This window comes from Roseovarius sp. 10 (assembly GCF_033100315.1).
Lineage (GTDB): Bacteria > Pseudomonadota > Alphaproteobacteria > Rhodobacterales > Rhodobacteraceae > M30B80.
Window position 1 is genome coordinate 261,354 of the sequence record NZ_JAWLVH010000001.1, and the last position, 17,830, is coordinate 279,183.

Annotated in this window: 17 protein-coding genes; 6 read left to right on the top strand and 11 right to left on the bottom strand. The window is 55.9% G+C overall.

Annotation, left to right across the window (positions count from 1 at the left end):
* Position 1 precedes the first annotated feature (1 nt).
* From rseP to RYZ18_RS01270, 4 genes are all read left to right on the top strand, one after another.
* Positions 2-1,333, top strand: a complete 1,332-nt coding sequence (rseP, locus tag RYZ18_RS01255) for an RIP metalloprotease RseP (RefSeq protein WP_317654572.1) — start codon at positions 2-4, stop codon at positions 1,331-1,333.
* Positions 1,334-1,429: 96 nt separating this feature from the next.
* Complete coding sequence (locus RYZ18_RS01260) at positions 1,430-1,564, top strand: hypothetical protein (RefSeq protein ID WP_317654573.1); 135 nt, start codon at positions 1,430-1,432, stop codon at positions 1,562-1,564.
* A gap of 120 nt (positions 1,565-1,684) precedes the next feature.
* Entirely contained in the window at positions 1,685-3,991 is a 2,307-nt protein-coding gene (gene bamA / locus RYZ18_RS01265; RefSeq protein ID WP_317654574.1) for an outer membrane protein assembly factor BamA, read from the top strand.
* Complete coding sequence (locus RYZ18_RS01270) at positions 3,991-4,584, top strand: OmpH family outer membrane protein (RefSeq protein WP_317654575.1); 594 nt, start codon at positions 3,991-3,993, stop codon at positions 4,582-4,584. Before bamA ends, RYZ18_RS01270 begins: the two co-directional genes overlap by 1 nt.
* Before the next feature lie 63 nt (positions 4,585-4,647).
* On the opposite strand, the gene RYZ18_RS01275 is transcribed toward RYZ18_RS01270, so the two are convergent.
* The 5 genes from RYZ18_RS01275 to RYZ18_RS01295 form a co-directional block, all read right to left on the bottom strand.
* Positions 4,648-5,958: a branched-chain amino acid ABC transporter permease gene (locus tag RYZ18_RS01275; RefSeq protein WP_317654576.1), complete on the bottom strand. Its 1,311-nt coding sequence runs from the start codon at positions 5,956-5,958 to the stop codon at positions 4,648-4,650.
* Positions 5,955-6,965, bottom strand: coding sequence for a branched-chain amino acid ABC transporter permease (locus RYZ18_RS01280; protein WP_317654577.1), 1,011 nt, complete (start codon positions 6,963-6,965; stop codon positions 5,955-5,957). The genes RYZ18_RS01275 and RYZ18_RS01280 overlap by 4 nt, the downstream gene beginning before the upstream one ends.
* Positions 6,966-6,968: 3 nt before the next feature.
* A complete protein-coding gene (locus RYZ18_RS01285; RefSeq protein WP_317654578.1) occupies positions 6,969-7,688 on the bottom strand; it encodes an ABC transporter ATP-binding protein in 720 nt (239 codons plus the stop codon).
* Positions 7,685-8,467 carry an ABC transporter ATP-binding protein gene (locus RYZ18_RS01290; protein ID WP_317654579.1) on the bottom strand — a complete coding sequence of 261 codons (783 nt, stop codon included), beginning with the start codon at positions 8,465-8,467 and terminating at the stop codon, positions 7,685-7,687. Before RYZ18_RS01290 ends, RYZ18_RS01285 begins: the two co-directional genes overlap by 4 nt.
* Positions 8,468-8,542: 75 nt before the next feature.
* On the bottom strand, positions 8,543-9,727 hold the full coding sequence (locus RYZ18_RS01295; RefSeq protein ID WP_317654580.1) for an ABC transporter substrate-binding protein: 1,185 nt from the start codon (positions 9,725-9,727) through the stop codon (positions 8,543-8,545).
* A 256-nt stretch (positions 9,728-9,983) separates the two neighbouring features.
* Between RYZ18_RS01295 and RYZ18_RS01300 the strand changes: the two genes are divergently transcribed.
* Together RYZ18_RS01300 and der are read left to right on the top strand one after the other, a co-directional pair.
* Positions 9,984-10,478: a YaiI/YqxD family protein gene (locus RYZ18_RS01300; RefSeq protein ID WP_317654581.1), complete on the top strand. Its 495-nt coding sequence runs from the start codon at positions 9,984-9,986 to the stop codon at positions 10,476-10,478.
* Positions 10,479-10,559: 81 nt separating this feature from the next.
* Entirely contained in the window at positions 10,560-12,020 is a 1,461-nt protein-coding gene (gene der / locus RYZ18_RS01305) for a ribosome biogenesis GTPase Der (RefSeq protein WP_317654582.1), read from the top strand.
* A 55-nt stretch (positions 12,021-12,075) separates the two neighbouring features.
* On the opposite strand, the gene grxD is transcribed toward der, so the two are convergent.
* The 6 genes from grxD to ppk2 all read right to left on the bottom strand — a co-directional run bounded on the left by grxD (position 12,076) and on the right by ppk2 (position 17,808).
* A complete protein-coding gene (gene grxD / locus RYZ18_RS01310; RefSeq protein ID WP_317654583.1) occupies positions 12,076-12,435 on the bottom strand; it encodes a Grx4 family monothiol glutaredoxin in 360 nt (119 codons plus the stop codon).
* A gap of 13 nt (positions 12,436-12,448) precedes the next feature.
* A complete protein-coding gene (locus RYZ18_RS01315) occupies positions 12,449-12,685 on the bottom strand; it encodes a BolA/IbaG family iron-sulfur metabolism protein (RefSeq protein WP_317654584.1) in 237 nt (78 codons plus the stop codon).
* A gap of 88 nt (positions 12,686-12,773) precedes the next feature.
* Positions 12,774-14,936: a phosphoribosylformylglycinamidine synthase subunit PurL gene (gene purL, locus RYZ18_RS01320; protein WP_317654585.1), complete on the bottom strand. Its 2,163-nt coding sequence runs from the start codon at positions 14,934-14,936 to the stop codon at positions 12,774-12,776.
* A gap of 328 nt (positions 14,937-15,264) precedes the next feature.
* Positions 15,265-16,167 (bottom strand): LysR family transcriptional regulator, encoded by a 903-nt coding sequence (locus tag RYZ18_RS01325; protein ID WP_317654586.1) that lies wholly within the window; start codon positions 16,165-16,167, stop codon positions 15,265-15,267.
* A 143-nt stretch (positions 16,168-16,310) separates the two neighbouring features.
* The gene (locus RYZ18_RS01330; RefSeq protein WP_317654587.1) at positions 16,311-16,925 is read right to left on the bottom strand and encodes a TetR/AcrR family transcriptional regulator; all 615 of its coding nucleotides are present in this window, start codon (positions 16,923-16,925) and stop codon (positions 16,311-16,313) included.
* Complete coding sequence (gene ppk2, locus RYZ18_RS01335; RefSeq protein ID WP_317654588.1) at positions 16,918-17,808, bottom strand: polyphosphate kinase 2; 891 nt, start codon at positions 17,806-17,808, stop codon at positions 16,918-16,920. The genes RYZ18_RS01330 and ppk2 overlap by 8 nt, the downstream gene beginning before the upstream one ends.
* Between the last annotated feature and the right edge of the window lie 22 nt (positions 17,809-17,830).

The window sequence follows — 17,830 nt, forward strand, 5'->3', positions numbered from 1 at the left end:
GATGGATTTCCTCCCCCAATTCGGCAGTTTTGCCTTTACCATGTTGGCCTTTATTGCGGCGATTTCAATCATCGTAGCGATCCATGAATATGGTCACTATATTGTCGGGCGGTGGTCTGGCATCCGTGCGGATGTGTTTTCTATCGGGTTTGGGCCTGTGCTGCTCTCGCGCAAAGATCGGCGGGGCACGCAATGGCAAATCGCGGCTTTGCCGTTTGGCGGTTATGTCAAATTTGCAGGTGATGCGAATGCCGCCTCGGTCGGGGCGGATGTGGCGGTTACGCCTGCGCGCAATACGATGCATGGCGCGCCCCTTTGGGCCCGCGCGGCCACGGTTGTGGCAGGGCCGTTGTTCAATTTTATCCTGTCCATTGCGATTTTCGCAGGCGTGGTCTTGGTCTCGGGTCAAGCAACGGATGAGCCCCGTGTTGGGGCGCCGCGCGCCCTGCCGCCTGTCTATCAATCGCTTGAGGCGGGGGATCTGATCCTTGCCGTTGAGGGGCAGGAGATTGAAAGTTTTGCGGCGCTTTTGCAAATCGCCTCTGACCTGCCGCCTCGTCCGCGTGTGAGCTATGAAGTGCTGCGCGATGATCGCGCCATTTTGGTCGAGGCCTCAGCGCCGCTGCCGCCTGTCGTTGATGGCGTTCAGCCGCAATCGGCGGCCATGGAAGCGGGCTTGCGCGAGGGCGATGTGATTTTGGCCGTGAATGGCGCGGATATCTGGAGCTTTTCGCAACTCCGCGCGGCGGTTGATCAGGCGGAGGGTGCGCCGATTGATTTGACGCTTTGGCGGGCGAATGGCACCCAAGAGGGGCAGGAAATCGCTGTGACCCTGTCGCCGCGGCGCACCGATTTGCCTGTCGCATCGGGTGGGTTTGAAACGCGTTACCTGATCGGCGTCACGGGGGGCATGCTCTTTGTTCCGCAAACCGAGGCGGTGGGGCCATTGGCCGCGCTCTCCTATGGGGTGTCGCAAACAGGGTTCATCATCACCTCATCGCTATCGGGGCTTTGGCATATGATCACAGGGGCAATTTCGACCTGTAATCTGCAAGGCCCAGTGGGAATTGCGGAAACCTCAGGTGCCGCCGCCGCGCAAGGGATTGCAAGCTTTATCTGGCTGATTGCGGTTCTCTCCACCGCGGTTGGTTTGATGAATCTTTTCCCGATCCCAATTCTGGATGGTGGGCATCTGATGCTTTACGCCTTTGAGGCCGTTGCAGGACGCAAACCGCCTGAAATGTTCATGCGTGTTTTTATGACGGTTGGGTTGACCCTGATCATGGGGTTGATGGTGTTCGCGGTATTCAATGATGTTCTGCTTTGCCCCTAAGGCAGGCCGCTGAATTCCCCTGAATTCGCCCCAATTCTGCCCAAGTGTTTTGGTATCCGCTAATATGTGTTTCACATATTCGGGGATCAAAGACCGATGAAATTTTTACAGCGCCAATTGCCGCGCCTCAGCTATCTGTCGGCGATTCTTGGGGATCGTATCCTTGGCCCCAGTATCGTTGTTTTGGCTTTGGGTTTTGCGGTGATGCTTGCACCGATTGTGCAAAGCTAACACCGAGAGGCTGAAAAGGGCGTAAGTTTCGCCCGTTTTTGCGCGCATTTTTTTGACATTGCCCCCTGCAATCGCTAGGGATGCTTTAGGATTTGCTAAAGCAAAAAAGGCGGGCGCAGTATGTCGCGTAAATCAAACAATCGCAAATATCGCAGCGGGCTGATGACAGCCTCGGTTTTGGCGATGGGGATGGCCCTTTCAGGGCTTGCGGTTGCGCAGGATATTGCGCTGGACGCGATTGTTATTGACGGAAATATCCGCATCGAGGAGGCAACGATCCTCTCATATGCAGGCATCACGCCCGGCGGCACAATCACAGCAGGCCAAGCCAATGATGCCTTGCGCCGCCTGCAGGATACAGGTCTGTTTGAAACAGTTGATCTGCGCCTAGAGGGCAACACGGTGTTTATCGAGTTGCAAGAATACCCTACGATCAACGAGATCAGCATCGAGGGAAATGATCTTCTTGATGATGATGCGCTTTCAGCTTTGCTGACATCACAACCGCGCCGCGTCTATAGTCCCGCCATCGCCGAGGCCGATGCACAGGCCATCGTGGATGCCTATCGCCAGACAGGCCGCCTGAGTGCAACCGTGACCCCGCAGATCATCCGCCGCAGCGACAACCGCGTTGATCTAGCCTTTGAGATTACCGAAGGCCGCGTGGTGGAAACCGAAAGCATCACCTTTGTCGGCAACCGCGCCTTTTCAGACCGCCGTTTGCGCCGTGTTCTGCAATCCACCCAAGCGGGGTTTTTCCGCGCGATTATCAGCCGCGATACATTCGTGGCGGATCGACTGGCCTTTGATCAACAGCTTTTGACCGATTTCTATCGTGATCGCGGCTATGTTGATTTTGAAGTGCAATCTGTCACATCGGAACTTGCCCGTGCGCGGGACGGGTTCTTTGTGACCTTTAACATCGTTGAAGGGCAAAGCTTTTCCTTCGGTGCATTAACCGCAAGCAGTGACTTGCCCGAAGTGAATGTCGAAGAATTCCAAGCGGCAATCGGCCTGGACGAGGGTGTAACCTATTCTCCGCGTCTGGTGGATCGCACGATTTCGCGGCTTGAAAATCTGGCGACCGAGCAGGGGTTGCGCTTCATCCGTGTTGAACCGCGGATCACCCGAAATGACGAAGATCTCACCTTGGATGTGGAATTTGCCATTGTCCGCGGCCCGCGTGTTTTCGTAGAGCGGATTGATATTGAGGGCAATGCAACCACGCTTGACCGCGTTGTGCGGCGTCAATTCGATATGGTCGAAGGGGATCCGTTTGATCCACGCGAAATTCGCCAAGCGGCCGAACGGATCCGTGCGCTGAATTTCTTTTCAAATGTTGACGTGAATGCGCGCGAAGGCACAGGCAGCGATCAGGTGATCGTGGATGTGAATGTCGAAGAAACGCCAACAGGCACGCTTGGCTTCTCGGTCAATTATTCGACCGATGTTGGCACCGGGCTTGCGGTTCAGTTTAACGAACGCAATTGGCGCGGGCGGGGTCAGACCGTGGGTCTGTCCTTTGATACCACCTCTGGCTCGCGTTCCTTGCAGGCGAATTTTATTGAACCCGCCTATTTGCGCCGTGATTTGGAATTGGCTCTGTCGGTTTTCAGCAGTTCGACCGACCAACAAAATGCGACCTATAACACCAATGAAGTGGGTGTCAGCGGTGCGTTGGAATTTCCTGTCAGTGAATACGGACGTTTGCGCCCCTCTTTGCGGATTGCGCAGTCAGAATTGACCAATGTTCCGACCACATCATCGGATATTCTGCGGCGCGAGGCGGGCAGCTATGACAGCAGCTCCATCGGTCTGGGCTATATTTACGACACACGCGGCGTGGGGCTTGACCCAACCTCGGGCGTATTGTTGCGCGCCAATGCTGAATTGGGGGGATTGGGTGATGATCAATTCCTGCGCACCACTGCGCTTGTGCAGGGGGAGACCACGGCCTTCCGTGAAGAGGTCTCGTTGCGTGCCGCGTTCGAGCTTGGCTCGGTGAATATGCTTGATGGCAATAGCCGCGTTACGGATCGTTTCTTCCTCGGGTCGCGCCAAATGCGTGGTTTTGATGCAGGCGGGATCGGGCCACGGGATCGCAATTCTGCGAACCAAGACGCGCTTGGCGGCAACCAATTCGCCGTTGCGCGCTTTGAGGCAGGCTTCCCCATCGGGGTGCCCGCCGAATATGGCATTTCAGGCGGCGTCTTTTATGACGTTGGCACGCTATGGGGCTTGGATGACGTCTTGGGCACAGGTGGCAACCTCGTTGACGATGACAGCTATCTGCGCAGCACGATTGGCTTCTCGATCTTCTGGGATACGCAAATCGGCCCGCTGCGGTTTAACTTCTCGCGGCCTGTTTCTAATGAATCCTATGACCGCACCCGCAACTTCGACTTTACGGTTGAGGCGCGGTTCTGATGCCTTTGCGCGCTTGGCTGCGCGTGGGTGGATGTGCCCTTGTGCTTGCCATCTATGGGGCAGGGGCGAGGGCGCAGGATATTACCGTTCAACCCCCGCAAGCACCCGCGCAGGTGTTGCTGATTGATCAAGACCGCCTGTTTTCTGGCTCGGTCTTTGGTCAAGCGGTCGGGGGGGTGATTGATCGCGTGGGTCGTGATCTTTCGGCACAGAACCGTGAGATTGAAGATGTTCTGACCCAAGAAGAACAACGGTTGACCGAATTGCGCAGCAGCCTCAGCATCGAGGATTTCCGCCTGCGTGCTGCTGAATTTGACGCCCGTGTCGTTGAAATCCGCAGCGAGCAAGACGCGAAAAACCGCGCGCTTGGCGCCTATGCGGAAGCGGCGCGACAGCGGTTCCTTGAAATTATGGGGCCAATTCTTATTGATCTGGTGCAGCGCAGCGGGGCTGAGGTGCTGATGGATCGCCGCGCTGTGATCTTTGCCCGAGATGATATTGATATCACCGATGAGGCGATTGCCGCGATTGACGCGGCCTTGGCAGATCGCATTGATGAGATCCTCGCTGAGTTACCTGAACCTCAGCTTTGAAGCGTGGTTTTGACGCGCCCGCGCAGCCCAAGGGGACCCCTTCGCTCCGCGGGCGCTGTTTTTTCAGCGTTCTGGCAACAGGCCACGCGGGCTGAAGCGTAAGACCAATAGCAGGATAAGACCCATGGTCAAAAGGCGCATATGCGCGGCGGCATCCATCAGGTGATCTTTCAGCCATCCTTCGGCCATGCCCGCCGTGATCCCCTGCAACAGCAACAGACCCAAAGGTTCGACCTGAATCCAGAACCACCAGATCAAGAAGCCGCCCAAGACCGCGCCGATATTGTTGCCTGATCCGCCCACAATCACCATCACCCAGATCAGGAAGGTAAAGCGCAGCGGTTGATAGGTGCTTGGCACAAGTTGGCTGTCCAACGTGGTCATCATTGCGCCTGCAAGGCCACAAACGGCCGAACCAAGGATGAAAATCTGCAAATGCCGCGCCGTGACATTTTTTCCCATCGCGGCGGCAGAAACTTCGTTGTCGCGAATGGCGCGGATCATCCGCCCCCAAGGCGAGTTGAGCGCGCGCTGTGTCAGCCAGATCAGGGCAATCAGAACGATTGAGAATAACACCGCATAGGACAGCTTGACCGCGATGGAGGAGGCGGTGACAGGGTCAGCGCCTAATCCTTGCATTGCGCCAACAAAGGCTTGGTTGGCTTGTAGGTCAACCTCGTAAGGCACAGGGCGGGGCAGGCCGATGACGTTTTTCACGCCGCGCGCCAACCAATCTTCGTTTTTCAGGATGTAGATGATGATCTCAGCCACACCCAAAGTGGCAATCGCCAGATAATCCGACCGCAGACCAAGCGCGGTTTTCCCGATGATCCATGCGGCCCCTGCGGCAAGCAGCCCACCCACAGGCCATGCCAGAATGATGGGCAAACCAAGGCCCCCGATATTGCCCGTCAAGGCAGGGTCAATGGCCTCAACCGTGGCCACAGCAGGGTCAAACACCGCGCGGAAGATGAAAAAGCCCGCGATTAACAAGCCCGCCATCGCAAGGCCGCGCAATTTGTGACCTTTCATCTTGCCCCATAGCGCAATCGCGGCGGCAATGGTTGCGCCGCCCATCAACAGGGCAAGCAAGATTTGCCATCCGCCTGTGGCCCCCCATGCCCCCTCAACAGGGTCAGAGGCCACCAAAACAGCCGCCAAACCGCCAAGCGCGGTAAAGCCCATTACACCCACGTTAAAGAGGCCCGCATAGCCCCATTGGATATTCACACCAAGCGCCATGATGGCCGAGATCAGACCCATGTTCAGAATAGACAGCGCGGTGTTCCAAGATTGAACAAAGCCTGTGCCGATATAAAGCACAGCCACCAACGCAAAGAGAACTGCCGCCTTGCGATCCAGTGTCAGGTTCATACCGATTTTCCTTTCATGATCCCTGTGGGTTTAAACAGAAGCACGATCAGAAGGATCGTAAAGCTGACGGCAAATTTATAATCGGTCGATAGAAGCTGCAGCATTCCTTCGGGGCTCCAGCCTTCGGGGCCGATATATCCAACCACCTTACGGAAGGCATAGGTGACCGCGATTTCGGAATAGGCGATCAGGAAGCCCCCCAAAATTGCCCCCAGAGGATTGCCAAGCCCGCCCACAATCGCGGCGGCAAATATGGGCAAGAGCAGTTGGAAATAGGTGAAGGGCTTAAAGCTTTTGTCGAGACCATAAAGCACGCCCGCCGTGGTCGCCAAAGCCGCCACAATCAACCATGTGATCATCACAACACGCTCAGGGTTGATGCCTGAGAGCAGTGCCAAATCTTCGTTATCGGAAAACGCGCGCATGGATTTGCCCGTGCGGGTTTTGTTCAAGAACCAAAACAGGGCCACCACCGCCAAAATCGCCACGATCACCGTGATCGCTTGGGTCGAACGGATGGCAAGCCCTTCGTCAAGGCCTGTCATGTCTTTGAAATCACGAGCAGAGATTAGGAACCTTGCCCCATCGGCAAAGTTTTGATCATCAACCCCGATGATAAAGCGCACGATCCCATTCATCACGAACATCACGCCAATTGAGGCAATCACAAAGATCACAGGCTTGGCTTTGGTTTGGCGATAAAAGCGATAGACCATCTTATCCGTGCCGACCACCAAGGCGGCTGTGGCAGCGATGCCAAGGGGCAGGGCGATGAGGGCGGTTGGCAAAGGCCCCGCCGTGACGCCCAAAGATTGCAGGCCCCATGTGGCCAGAATGGTGATCATCGTGCCAAAGGCCATCGTGTCACCATGCGCGAAATTGGAAAAGCGTAAGATGCCGTAAATCAACGTCACCCCAAGCGCCCCAAGCGCCAATTGCGCGCCATAGGCGGTGGCAGGCACAATCACGAAATTCAACAAAGCGACAATTGCGTTTAGAAGATCCATTCCTCAACCCCCCAAGAAGGAGCGGCGCACATCCGCATCTGCCAACAGTTCTTTGCCTGTGCCTGTATGGGCATTGCGCCCTTGCACCAAAACAAAGCCCTTATCCGCGATTTCCAACGCCTGACGGGCGTTTTGTTCGACCATCAAAATGGGGATGCCCGTGCGGGACACTTCGATGATGCGGTCAAATAACTCGTCCATAACAATGGGCGAAACACCTGCGGTCGGCTCATCCAACATCAACACTTTCGGCTTGGTCATCAGCGCGCGACCCACGGCCACTTGTTGACGCTGCCCGCCTGATAATTCGCCCGCCGCTTGGCGGCGTTTGTCTTTTAGGATTGGAAAGAGGCTATAGACCTGTTCCATCGTGTCGCGAAAATCATCGCGGCGGATATAGGCACCCATCTCCAAATTTTCTTCGACTGTCATAGAGGTGAAGATGTTATTGGTTTGCGGCACAAACCCCATCCCGCGCACAACGCGATCTTGCGGCGAAAGTGCGGTGATATCATCCCCGTCCAACACAACACGCCCCTCGCGCAGCGACAGCATGCCAAAGACCGCCTTCATGGCGGTCGATTTGCCCGCGCCATTAGGGCCCACAATGACGGCGATCTCGCCGCGCTCGACCGCGATGGTGCAACTGTGCAGGATATCGGCCCCTTTGCCATATCCGCCCGTCATCGCCTCGCCGATCAAAAAGGGTGATGTCTCGCTCATGCCCCGATCTTGTCCTTATTTTTTAGACCTGTCCCAAGATAGGCCTCAATCACATCGTCATTGGCTTTGATCTCGTCCAATGTGCCTTCGGCCAAAACGCGCCCTTCGGCCATAACGATCACAGGGTCACAAAGCCGCCCGATGAAATCCATGTCATGTTCAATGACGCAGAATGTATATCCGCGCTCTTTGTTCAGGCGGATGATCGCATCGCCGATCGTGTTCAACAGCGTGCGGTTAACGCCTGCACCCACCTCGTCCAGAAACACGATCTTTGCATCAACCATCATCGTGCGACCCAGTTCCAGCAGCTTCTTTTGACCACCAGAAATCGCGCCTGCCGGATGATCTGCGAGATGGGAAATGGTCAGAAACTCCAACACCTCATCGGCCTTGGCTTTAAGCGCGCGCTCTTCTTCGGCGATGCGTTTGCGCCCGAACCATGTGTTCCACAGGGTTTCCCCCGATTGACCGCTTGGCACCATCATCAGGTTCTCGCGGCAGCTCATGGATGAGAATTCATGCGCGATCTGAAATGTGCGCAGCAATCCCTTGCCAAATAGCGCGTGGGGCGGAAGGCCCGTAATATCCTCGCCATCCATGACAACGCGGCCCGATGTCGGGGGCAAAACGCCCGCAATCACGTTAAACAGCGTGGTCTTTCCCGCGCCATTGGGGCCAACCAGACCGGTGATAGAGCCTGTTTCAATTGTCAGGCTTGCGCCATCCACGGCGTGAAAGCCGCCAAAATGTTTGTGCAGATTTTCGACAGTAATCATCGCTTGTCCCGCATCCTTTAAACGAAGCAGCCCGGAAATCACTCCGGGCTGCCCGTTGGTCTTGATTAGATCAACTTAGCGGAAACGTGCTGTTGTGATCTCGCCGCCAGAGATTTCGATCTCGCGATAGTTGCCCGCGGATTCACCTGGCTCGATCAATTCAACGGCAGAGGCACCAACATAGTCGATGTCTTCGCCCGCTGCGATCAATTCCAAGGCTTTGCCCAATTCACCAGGCAGGATTGGTGTGCCTGGGGCGTTTGCGATATCCATGATCTCGCCTGCGTAATCGGCAGGGTTGCTTGAGCCTGCGGCCTGCATGGCCAACATGATCAAGGCTGCTGCGTCATAGGATTCTTTTGCGAAAGGCTGGGTGCCATCGAACCCTGCTTCAGCGGCGAGGGTTTCGAAAATCGATGCACCTTCGCTATCGGTGCCAGGGTGCTGGCCGAAGGAGCCATCAATCTCGCTGCCAAAATTTTCAACGAGGGCAGAAGATACCATGCCGTCAGGGAAGACGAAGGTTTCAAACGCGCCAGAATCCAGCGCCGCTCGGATGATGCCCGAGCCGCCCTGATCCACATAGCCTGCAACGACCAATGCGTCACCGCCCGCAGCCGCCAAGGCGCCTACCTCTGCAGAGTAATCCGCACGGCCATCTTCATGCGCTGCAACGAGGGTCACAGTGCCACCTGCAGCTTCGAATGCTGCGGCAAAGCTATCAGCCAAGCCTTGGCCGTAATCGTTGTTGGTATAGGTCACAGCCACGGATTTGATGCCGCGATCCATGATCACTTCGGTCATCACAACACCCTGACGCGCGTCAGAAGGCGCGGTGCGGAAGAAGAGGCCATTGTCTTCAACGGTGGTCAGCGCAGGCGAAGTGGCGGATGGGGACACCATGACCATGCCGTTTGGCACAGCTACGTTTTGCAGCATTGCGTTGGTGACGCCCGAGCAATCCGCGCCGACAATCCCGCTGACGCCATCAGATGTGATGAGGCGTTCTGCAACAGCGGTTGCAGCGGCCGCGTCAATACACGTGCTGTCGCCGCGCACGGAGACAACAGTCGCGCCGTTCAGGAAATTGCCGCTTGCGTTCACTTCGTTCATCGCCAATTCCGAGCCACCAGCCATGTCAGGCGCAAGCGATTCAAGCGGGCCTGTAAAGCCCACAACAGTGCCGATCTTTACCTCTTGTGCGGTTGCCATGGACGCAAGCGCCAAGGAGGCGGCCGAAGCCAGCAAAAGTTTTTTCATGAAGAACTCCCAAGTTGTTGTTATTACCCCAGATGGATAAGAATTAATGCCAGCTTACGGGGTTGGAAAGAGAAAACGACCCATAACGGCGGAGAATTGAACCGCATTTTCGCGGATTTGCGGATCATTCGCCTGTGGATGGAGGGAATTGAGCCAATTCGCCTTACATTTTTCTGCAAAATGCCCCGCTAGACGATTTTTTTCCCGCGGGCGGAAATTGGAAGATTCGCGCACAGCAGGCGCGGGAGACGTGAAAATGACGGAAGATGCCCCCAAGACTGAAATGCCAAGGCCAAGCTCTCCGATGGTTTTTGTGGATGCAGATGCCTGTCCCGTGCGCGAAGAGGCCATTCGCGTGGCGCTGCGCCACAAGATTGGATTGCGCTTTGTGGCCAATCAATATTTGCGTCTGCCCGATCACCCGCTTTTGGCGATGCATCTGGTGGGGGACGGGTTTGATGCCGCTGATGATGCGATCATAGCCGGGCTTGAAGCGGGTGATATTGTGGTGACTGGCGATATTCTTTTGGCGGAACGCGCGTTGAAATCAGGCGCACAGGTGATTTCGCCCAAGGGGGATGCTTATACAATGGACACAATCGGCGCGCAGGTGGCAACACGCGCGCTTATGGCTGATTTGCGGGCTGGCCTGCCGCAGGAGGGCGCCCCTTCTGGCCCGCGCCCCTTTGCCAAGGCGGATCGTTCGCGGTTTCTCGAGCGGTTCGATCTGATGCTGCGCCGCGCAAAATAGCAGTCGAGATTTGCTTGGGCTTTCCTTCGTCCCTGCCTTAAGATAGGGGACGGGTCTTAGGAATTTTACACTGTCGAGATCATGAGCTTTACCCTCGCCATTATTGGTCGGCCCAATGTGGGCAAATCCACCTTGTTCAATCGTTTGGTGGGCAAGCGCCTTGCCTTGGTTGATGATCAACCCGGTGTCACCCGTGATCTGCGCGAAGGGGCGGCGCGGCTTGGGTCGATGCGGTTCACTGTGGTTGACACGGCGGGCCTTGAGGAGGCCACAGATGACAGTCTGCAAGGCCGTATGCGCCGCCTGACGGAGCGGGCGGTCGATATGGCGGATGCGTGCCTATTTTTGATTGACGCGCGCACAGGCCTGACGCCGACCGATCACGCCTTTGCCGATCTACTGCGCAAGCGCGGTGTCACTGTTCTTTTGGGCGCAAATAAATCCGAAGGACGGGCAGGGCAGGCAGGGTGGCTTGAGGCCTATGAACTGGGCTTGGGCGAGCCCTTAGCCCTATCCGCTGAGCATGGCGAAGGTATGGGCGAATTGGCCGTGGCCCTTGCCCCGCTGATCGAGGCGAAGGAAGCCGAGGATTACAGCCCAGAAACCGATATCGAGCTTGATGAAGATGAAACTGAGGAAGGGGGCCTGCGCGAATTAACGCTTGAGCGGCCTTTGCAAATCGCCGTAATCGGCCGCCCCAATGCAGGCAAATCCACCCTCATCAACCAAATCTTGGGGGAGGAGCGTTTGCTCACTGGCCCCGAGGCGGGGATCACCCGTGATGCGATCTCCCTTCCAGTGACATGGGATGGGGTGCCGATGCGGATTTTCGACACGGCAGGGATGCGCAAACGCGCCCGCGTGCAGGAAAAACTGGAAAAGCTCTCCGTGGCCGATGGTCTGCGTGCTGTCAAATTTGCCGAAGTGGTCGTGGTTTTGCTGGATGCGGCCATTCCATTTGAGGCGCAAGATTTGCGCATCGCTGATCTGGCCGAGCGTGAGGGGCGCGCGGTGGTGATTGCGGTAAACAAATGGGATGTTGAGGATGAGAAGCAGGAAAAACTAAAATTCCTGCGGGATCGTCTTGAAAAATTATTGCCGCAAATAAAAGGCGTGTCGATGGTCACGGTTTCGGCCAAGACAGGCAAAGGGCTAGATCGACTGCATGCGGCAATCATTAACGCCGCCACGATTTGGAACCGCCGTGTGCCAACAGCCACGCTGAACCGATGGTTAGGGGAAATGGTGGAGGCGCATCCACCGCCCGCACCATCAGGTCGGCGTATTCGTCTGCGCTACATGACCCAAGCCAAAGCGCGCCCGCCCTCGTTTGTTGTGATGTGTTCGATGCCAGAAAAGCTGCCTGAAAGCTATTCGCGCTATTTGGTAAACGGGTTGCGCGATAGTTTTGACATGCCTGGTGTGCCGATCCGTCTGTTCATGCGCAGCCAAGCGGATAAAAACCCCTACAAGGATCGCAAAAAATCTATTCCCTCGCGCCTCAGCAAACATGTGCGCAAGGGGGATACGAAGAAGAAATAAAAAATGGCGCGTCAGGCAAAACCTAACGCGCCATTTTTCACAATATCAAACGAAATCAGGCGTTTGCCTCACGAATTTTATCTGCTGCCTCTTTGTCATAGCTGACATTTTGCGCGTCAAACATCGCGTCCAGCTCGCCTGAGAGGGTCATCTCAGTGATGATATCGCACCCACCTACGAATTCGCCCTTCACATAGAGTTGCGGGATCGTGGGCCAATCTGAGAAATCCTTGATCCCTTGGCGGATATTTTCATCTTCCAACACATTCACATCGGCAAATTCTACGCCCATGTAATTCAGAACACCTGCCACACGGCTGGAAAACCCGCATTGTGGCATGGATTTTGTGCCTTTCATGAACAAGACCACGTCATTTTTCGTGATCATCTCTTTGATCTGATCTTCTACGCTCATCTGGGTCTTCCTTTTAATCGGGGGCGCGGGTGGTGAGGGCGAGCGCGTGCAATTCGCCCGCGCTGCCATCCATTTTGCCTTTGAGGGCGGCATAAACAGCACGTTGTTGGGCCACGCGGTTCATGCCCTTAAAGCTGGCATCAATCACTTGAGCAGCGAAGTGCTGGCCATCATCACCCTCAACCGTAATCTGCGCTTCGGGAAAGGATGCGCGGATTAGATCCTCGATATCTTGTGCTGTGATTGCCATATCTGCCCTCATGAATTCCAGTCTGTTACGTCTAATCTAGGCCCCGATATGGCCCCAAACAAGGGGCCTGTTGGAGGCGCATTATGGGTTAGTCAAACAAGCGGGACAGCGTGCCATCTGATAGGGCCCGAAGCGCATCAAGGCTTTCGCTAGAGCCGGCGATGGTGATCTGGTCGCCGCCAAATTTACCAACCGTGGTGATCTGAAGGCCCACTTGGCCCGCGGCAACCATCAAGGCTTCGGCCTTATCGGTCGAGCAGGCAATCAAATAGCGCCCCTGATCTTCGCCAAACAAGCTGGCCGCATCGCTTGCGTCCAATGTTACACCCGTGTCGGAGGCTGCGGCCATCTCAAACGCAGCCAAGGCAAGCCCGCCATCCGAGAGGTCATTACACGCCGAAATCATTTCGCGATTGTCGAGAATGAATTGGCCCGCTTTCCGCTCTGCCTCAAGATCCACGGGGGGGGCATCGCCCTCAACGCGATGGAACACTTCGGCCAATAGCGCAGATTGGCCCAAATGACCTTTGGTTTCCCCGATCAAAAGCGCCCAGTGACCTTCGCGTGCCGTTCCATTGATCAGGTCGCGGTCAATATCCGCAATCAAACCAACCGCCCCAATCGTGGGAGTGGGCAGGATCGCGCTGCCATCGGTTTCATTGTAAAGGCTGACATTGCCCGAAACGATTGGGGTGTCGAGCGCTGAACAGGCCGCGCCAATGCCCTTAATGGCACCCACGAATTGGCCCATAATTTCGGGCTTTTCAGGGTTGCCAAAATTCAGGTTGTCGGTGGTTGCAAGCGGTGTTGCCCCGACAGAAACAAGGTTGCGATAGGCTTCGGCTACGGCCTGCTTGCCGCCCTCAAAGGGGTTCGCTTTGACATAGCGCGGTGTCACATCCGAGGTGAATGCCAGCGCCTTATTCGTGCCTGCCACGCGCACAACGCCCGCCCCATAGCCCGGCGTGCGGATCGTGTCTGCGCCAACTTGGGTGTCATACTGTTGATAGACCCAGCCGCGCCCGCAGTAATTTGGCGAAGACAAAAGCGCCTTTAACCCATCAATAGGGTCGATTTCTGGGATGAAATCCACCGCCTCGGCGGCAGGGGTTTCGACCCAAGGGCGGTCATATTCTGGTGCCGTAGAGGACAGTTTCGACAGCGGCAAATCCGCCTTAACTGCATTGCCGTGCATGATCACGAAGCGGTCTTCAGCAATCGTTTCCCCGACAATGGCAAAATCGAGATCCCATTTTTCAAAAATGGCGCGTGCTTCTGCCTCTTTTTCGGGGCGTAGCACCATCAACATGCGCTCTTGGCTTTCGGAGAGCATCATTTCATAGGCGGTCATATTGGGCTCGCGCTGCGGCACATGATCAAGTTGCAGCTTGATCCCCAAGCCGCCCTTATCCCCCATTTCGACCGCAGAGCAGGTCAGACCTGCGGCGCCCATATCTTGGATCGAGATCACCGCGCCTGAGGCCATCAATTCAAGGCAGGCCTCAAGCAAGCGCTTTTCTGTGAAAGGGTCGCCAACCTGAACAGTTGGGCGCTTTTCTTCAATCGTGTCGTCAAATTCGGCGCTGGCCATCGTGGCCCCGCCAACCCCGTCACGACCTGTCTTGGCGCCCAAATAGACAACAGGCATCCCTACGCCAGAGGCGGCGGAATAGAAAATCTTATCCGTCTCAGCCAGACCTGCGGCAAAGGCATTGACCAAGCAATTGCCATTATATGCCGCGTCAAAGCGCAACTCGCCGCCCACAGTGGGGACGCCGAAACTGTTGCCATAGCCGCCGACACCGCGCACAACCCCATGGATCAAAGAGCGTGTTTTGGGATGATCTACCGCACCAAAGGAGAGTGCATTCATCGCCGCAATTGGACGCGCGCCCATTGTGAAAACATCGCGCAAAATCCCACCTACGCCCGTGGCCGCGCCCTGATAGGGCTCGATATAGGAGGGGTGGTTGTGGCTTTCCATTTTGAACACGACCGCCTGACCATCGCCAATATCGACAATGCCTGCGTTCTCGCCTGGCCCGCAAATGACCTGCGGCCCTTCGGTTGGTAGGGTGCGCAACCATTTTTTCGAAGATTTATACGAGCAATGCTCGTTCCACATCGCCGAAAAAATGCCAAGTTCCGTGAAATTCGGGATACGTCCGATAATCTCGAGGATGCGCTCATATTCATCAGGCTTAAGGCCATGTGCAGCGATCAACTCGGGGGTGATTTCGGGTTCGGTCATGGGGTATCGTTCCTGTGGCGAGGCGCAAAGGCGCGCAGACACCCCGTCTTTACGGCATAGGCGCGCGAGGGGAAAGGGGGGCGGGGCACAGGTTTTGCAAAAGCCGCATCTTGCGCTTTGGCCAAAAAAAAGGCCGAGACAAGTCTCGGCCGAAGTCCAACAGGGAGGTGGTCATGACACTTTGTGCAAATGTCATCACTGCTGCCCAATTAATGATCACTTTGCGAAGTATCAAGAAAAATCCCGCCACAAGAATGCAAACCCGCTATGCATGTGGCGCATATCACACAGGGTCATGGCGGAAATGTCACGCAGGAGTTCGGGCAGTTTAGACGTTTCCGTCCCGTTCTTTGCGGCGATGTGCGATGATTTCTTCGGTCACAAATTCGCGGAAGGCCTCGATGCGTTTGGACTGCCGCAGTTCTTCGGGATAGGCAAGGAAAACGGGCACATCATTGCTTTCGACCGTGTCGAGAACGCGCACCAAATTGGGAAAGTCTTGGGTCAGGTAATCGGGCAATACCCCAATGCCGAGGTGATGGATGACGCCCTGCAGCACCCCGAAATAGTTATTTACAGTCAAGAAGCTGCCAATTTCATAAGACATCAGCTGACGCACCAAAAGCGCACCTGAGGAGACCTGTGCCGCCGTTGCATTTTGACTGATCAGGCGATGGTCGCGTAAATCGTCAAGTGTTTGGGGGACGCCGTTTTGTTCGAGATATTGGGGCGATGCGTAAAGCCGCATGCGAATATTCATTAAACGCTTGCGAATGAGATCCGCTTGGCTGGGTTCCTTCATGCGGATGGCCACATCGGCCTCGCGCATTGGCAAATCCAGCACCCGCTCCTCAAGCATCAAATCAATCTTGAGATTGGGATATTTTTCATAAAGCGCGGGCAGGCGCGGTGCCAACCATAGCGAGCCAAAGCCGATGGTGGTGGTCACGCGCAATTCACCGAATACCTCTTCTTCGCTGTCGCGAATGCGGGCGGCGGCAGCATCAAGACGCTTTGCCATATGGCGCGTGGCATCGAATAGCAATTCGCCTTGTTCGGTCAGGATCAAACCGCGCGCGTGACGATGGAACAGGGTTGCGTTTAATTCGTCTTCCAAGGATCGAATTTGGCGCGACACCGCCGATTGGCTGAGATGCAGCACGTCCCCCGCATGGGTCAAACTGCCAGCATCCGCCACGGCGTGAAAGATGCGTAAACGATCCCAATCCATTGCATTTATCCTGCGCGCATATCCAAGTAGTTGGACTATAAGGGTTTTCTTGCGTTCCTTAAAGAGAGATCGTCACATTTGTGTAAATTTTACGGGCCAGTGCCATTTTTTTTGGCACTGCGTGACGCCGCCTGTGTCCTGCGCTAACAGTCTTTGTCGAGCAGGCCAAGACCGCGCAGATAAATCCCGATCCCTGCCTCAAGAAGGTCTTCGGCGGGGAAGGGGGCATTGCCGCCCTCGCGACCGCGCGCAAAGAGTTCGACCACCCCGTGGCTCATGGCCCAGATATGTGCGGTAAACATAGATGCAGGCGGGCGTCTATCGGCGGGCAATTGTGCGCTAAGTGCCTCGGCGGCCCGTTCCAAAATCGCGCGGGATCTTTCTGATGCACGGGCCAAATCAGGATGGGCATTGGCCGAAAGGCCGCTTTCAAACATGGCCATGTAGTGACCAGGATAAGATTGCGCAAAACGCAAATAAGCGCGGCCCGTGGCCTCGAATGCGGCCAGAGGGGCAGATTTGCTGTTGAACGCGGCCTCCATCGCCTCGCGAAAGATCGCGTGACCTTGCAAGGCTGCCTCGGTGATCAATTCTTCACGGCCTTGAAAATGGCGATACACGGCGGCAGGGGTCACGCCCGCATCCTTGGCCGCCTCGGCCAAGGTAAAACCTGCAGGGCCTTTTTCGGTGATCAGCCGCAAAGCGGCCTCAACCAAGGCTTGACGCAAATTGCCGTGATGATAGCCCTGTTTACGCATTGTCCCCTTGATCTGTCCAAGCCTCAGGCCCGCCACTTATGGCAGGATCGGGGGCGGACGCAAGGTTGGGGTCTTTTTCTGGATAGTCATACTGGCTGAGAATCTGTCGGATCACCGCCAAACGCGCGCGGCGTTTATCATCGGCACGGATCACATGCCACGGCGCTGTCGCGGTATGGGTGCGGGTCAAGGTTTCGCGGATCGCGGCGCTGTATTCGTGCCATTTCGCCAGACCATCGACATCGATACGCGACAGTTTCCAATGTTTGAGCGGGTCATTTTCACGCGCCAAAAAGCGGCGCAGTTGTTCGGCACGGCCCAGATTGAGCCAGATTTTCGTCAGGCTGATCCCATCCTCAAGCAGCATATCCTCGAACCGTGGGGCTTGGGCAAAAAAGGCCTCACGTTGCGCGGGCGTGCAAAACCCGAACACATGTTCCACCACGCCCCGATTATACCATGAGCGATCAAAGAGCCGAATTTGCCCGCGGCTTGGCAGATGCTGAATATAGCGTTGGAAATACCATTGCCCCGCTTCGGTTTCGCTGGGTTTCGACAAGGCCACAATTTGCGCCACCCGCGGGTTTAGGTTTTCCATGACGCGCGCAATCGCGCCACCCTTGCCTGCGGCATCGCGCCCCTCGAAAATCACGGCAATCCGTTGCCCTGTTTCGCGCACCCATGCGTGAAATTTTGCCAGTTCAATTTGCAAGGCGGTCATTCCAGCCATGTAGAGACTATTCTGCATCCGCGCAGCATAGGGATAAGTCGGATCAAGAATGTCGGAAGTCTCGGCCGTCTTTAGGGCCGCGCGGATCGCCTCGGGCGCATCGTCTTCAAAATAGCGCGTAATGGCGCCATCAAATGGTTTTCTATCAATCATGGCCAATTTCCCAGTGCAGACT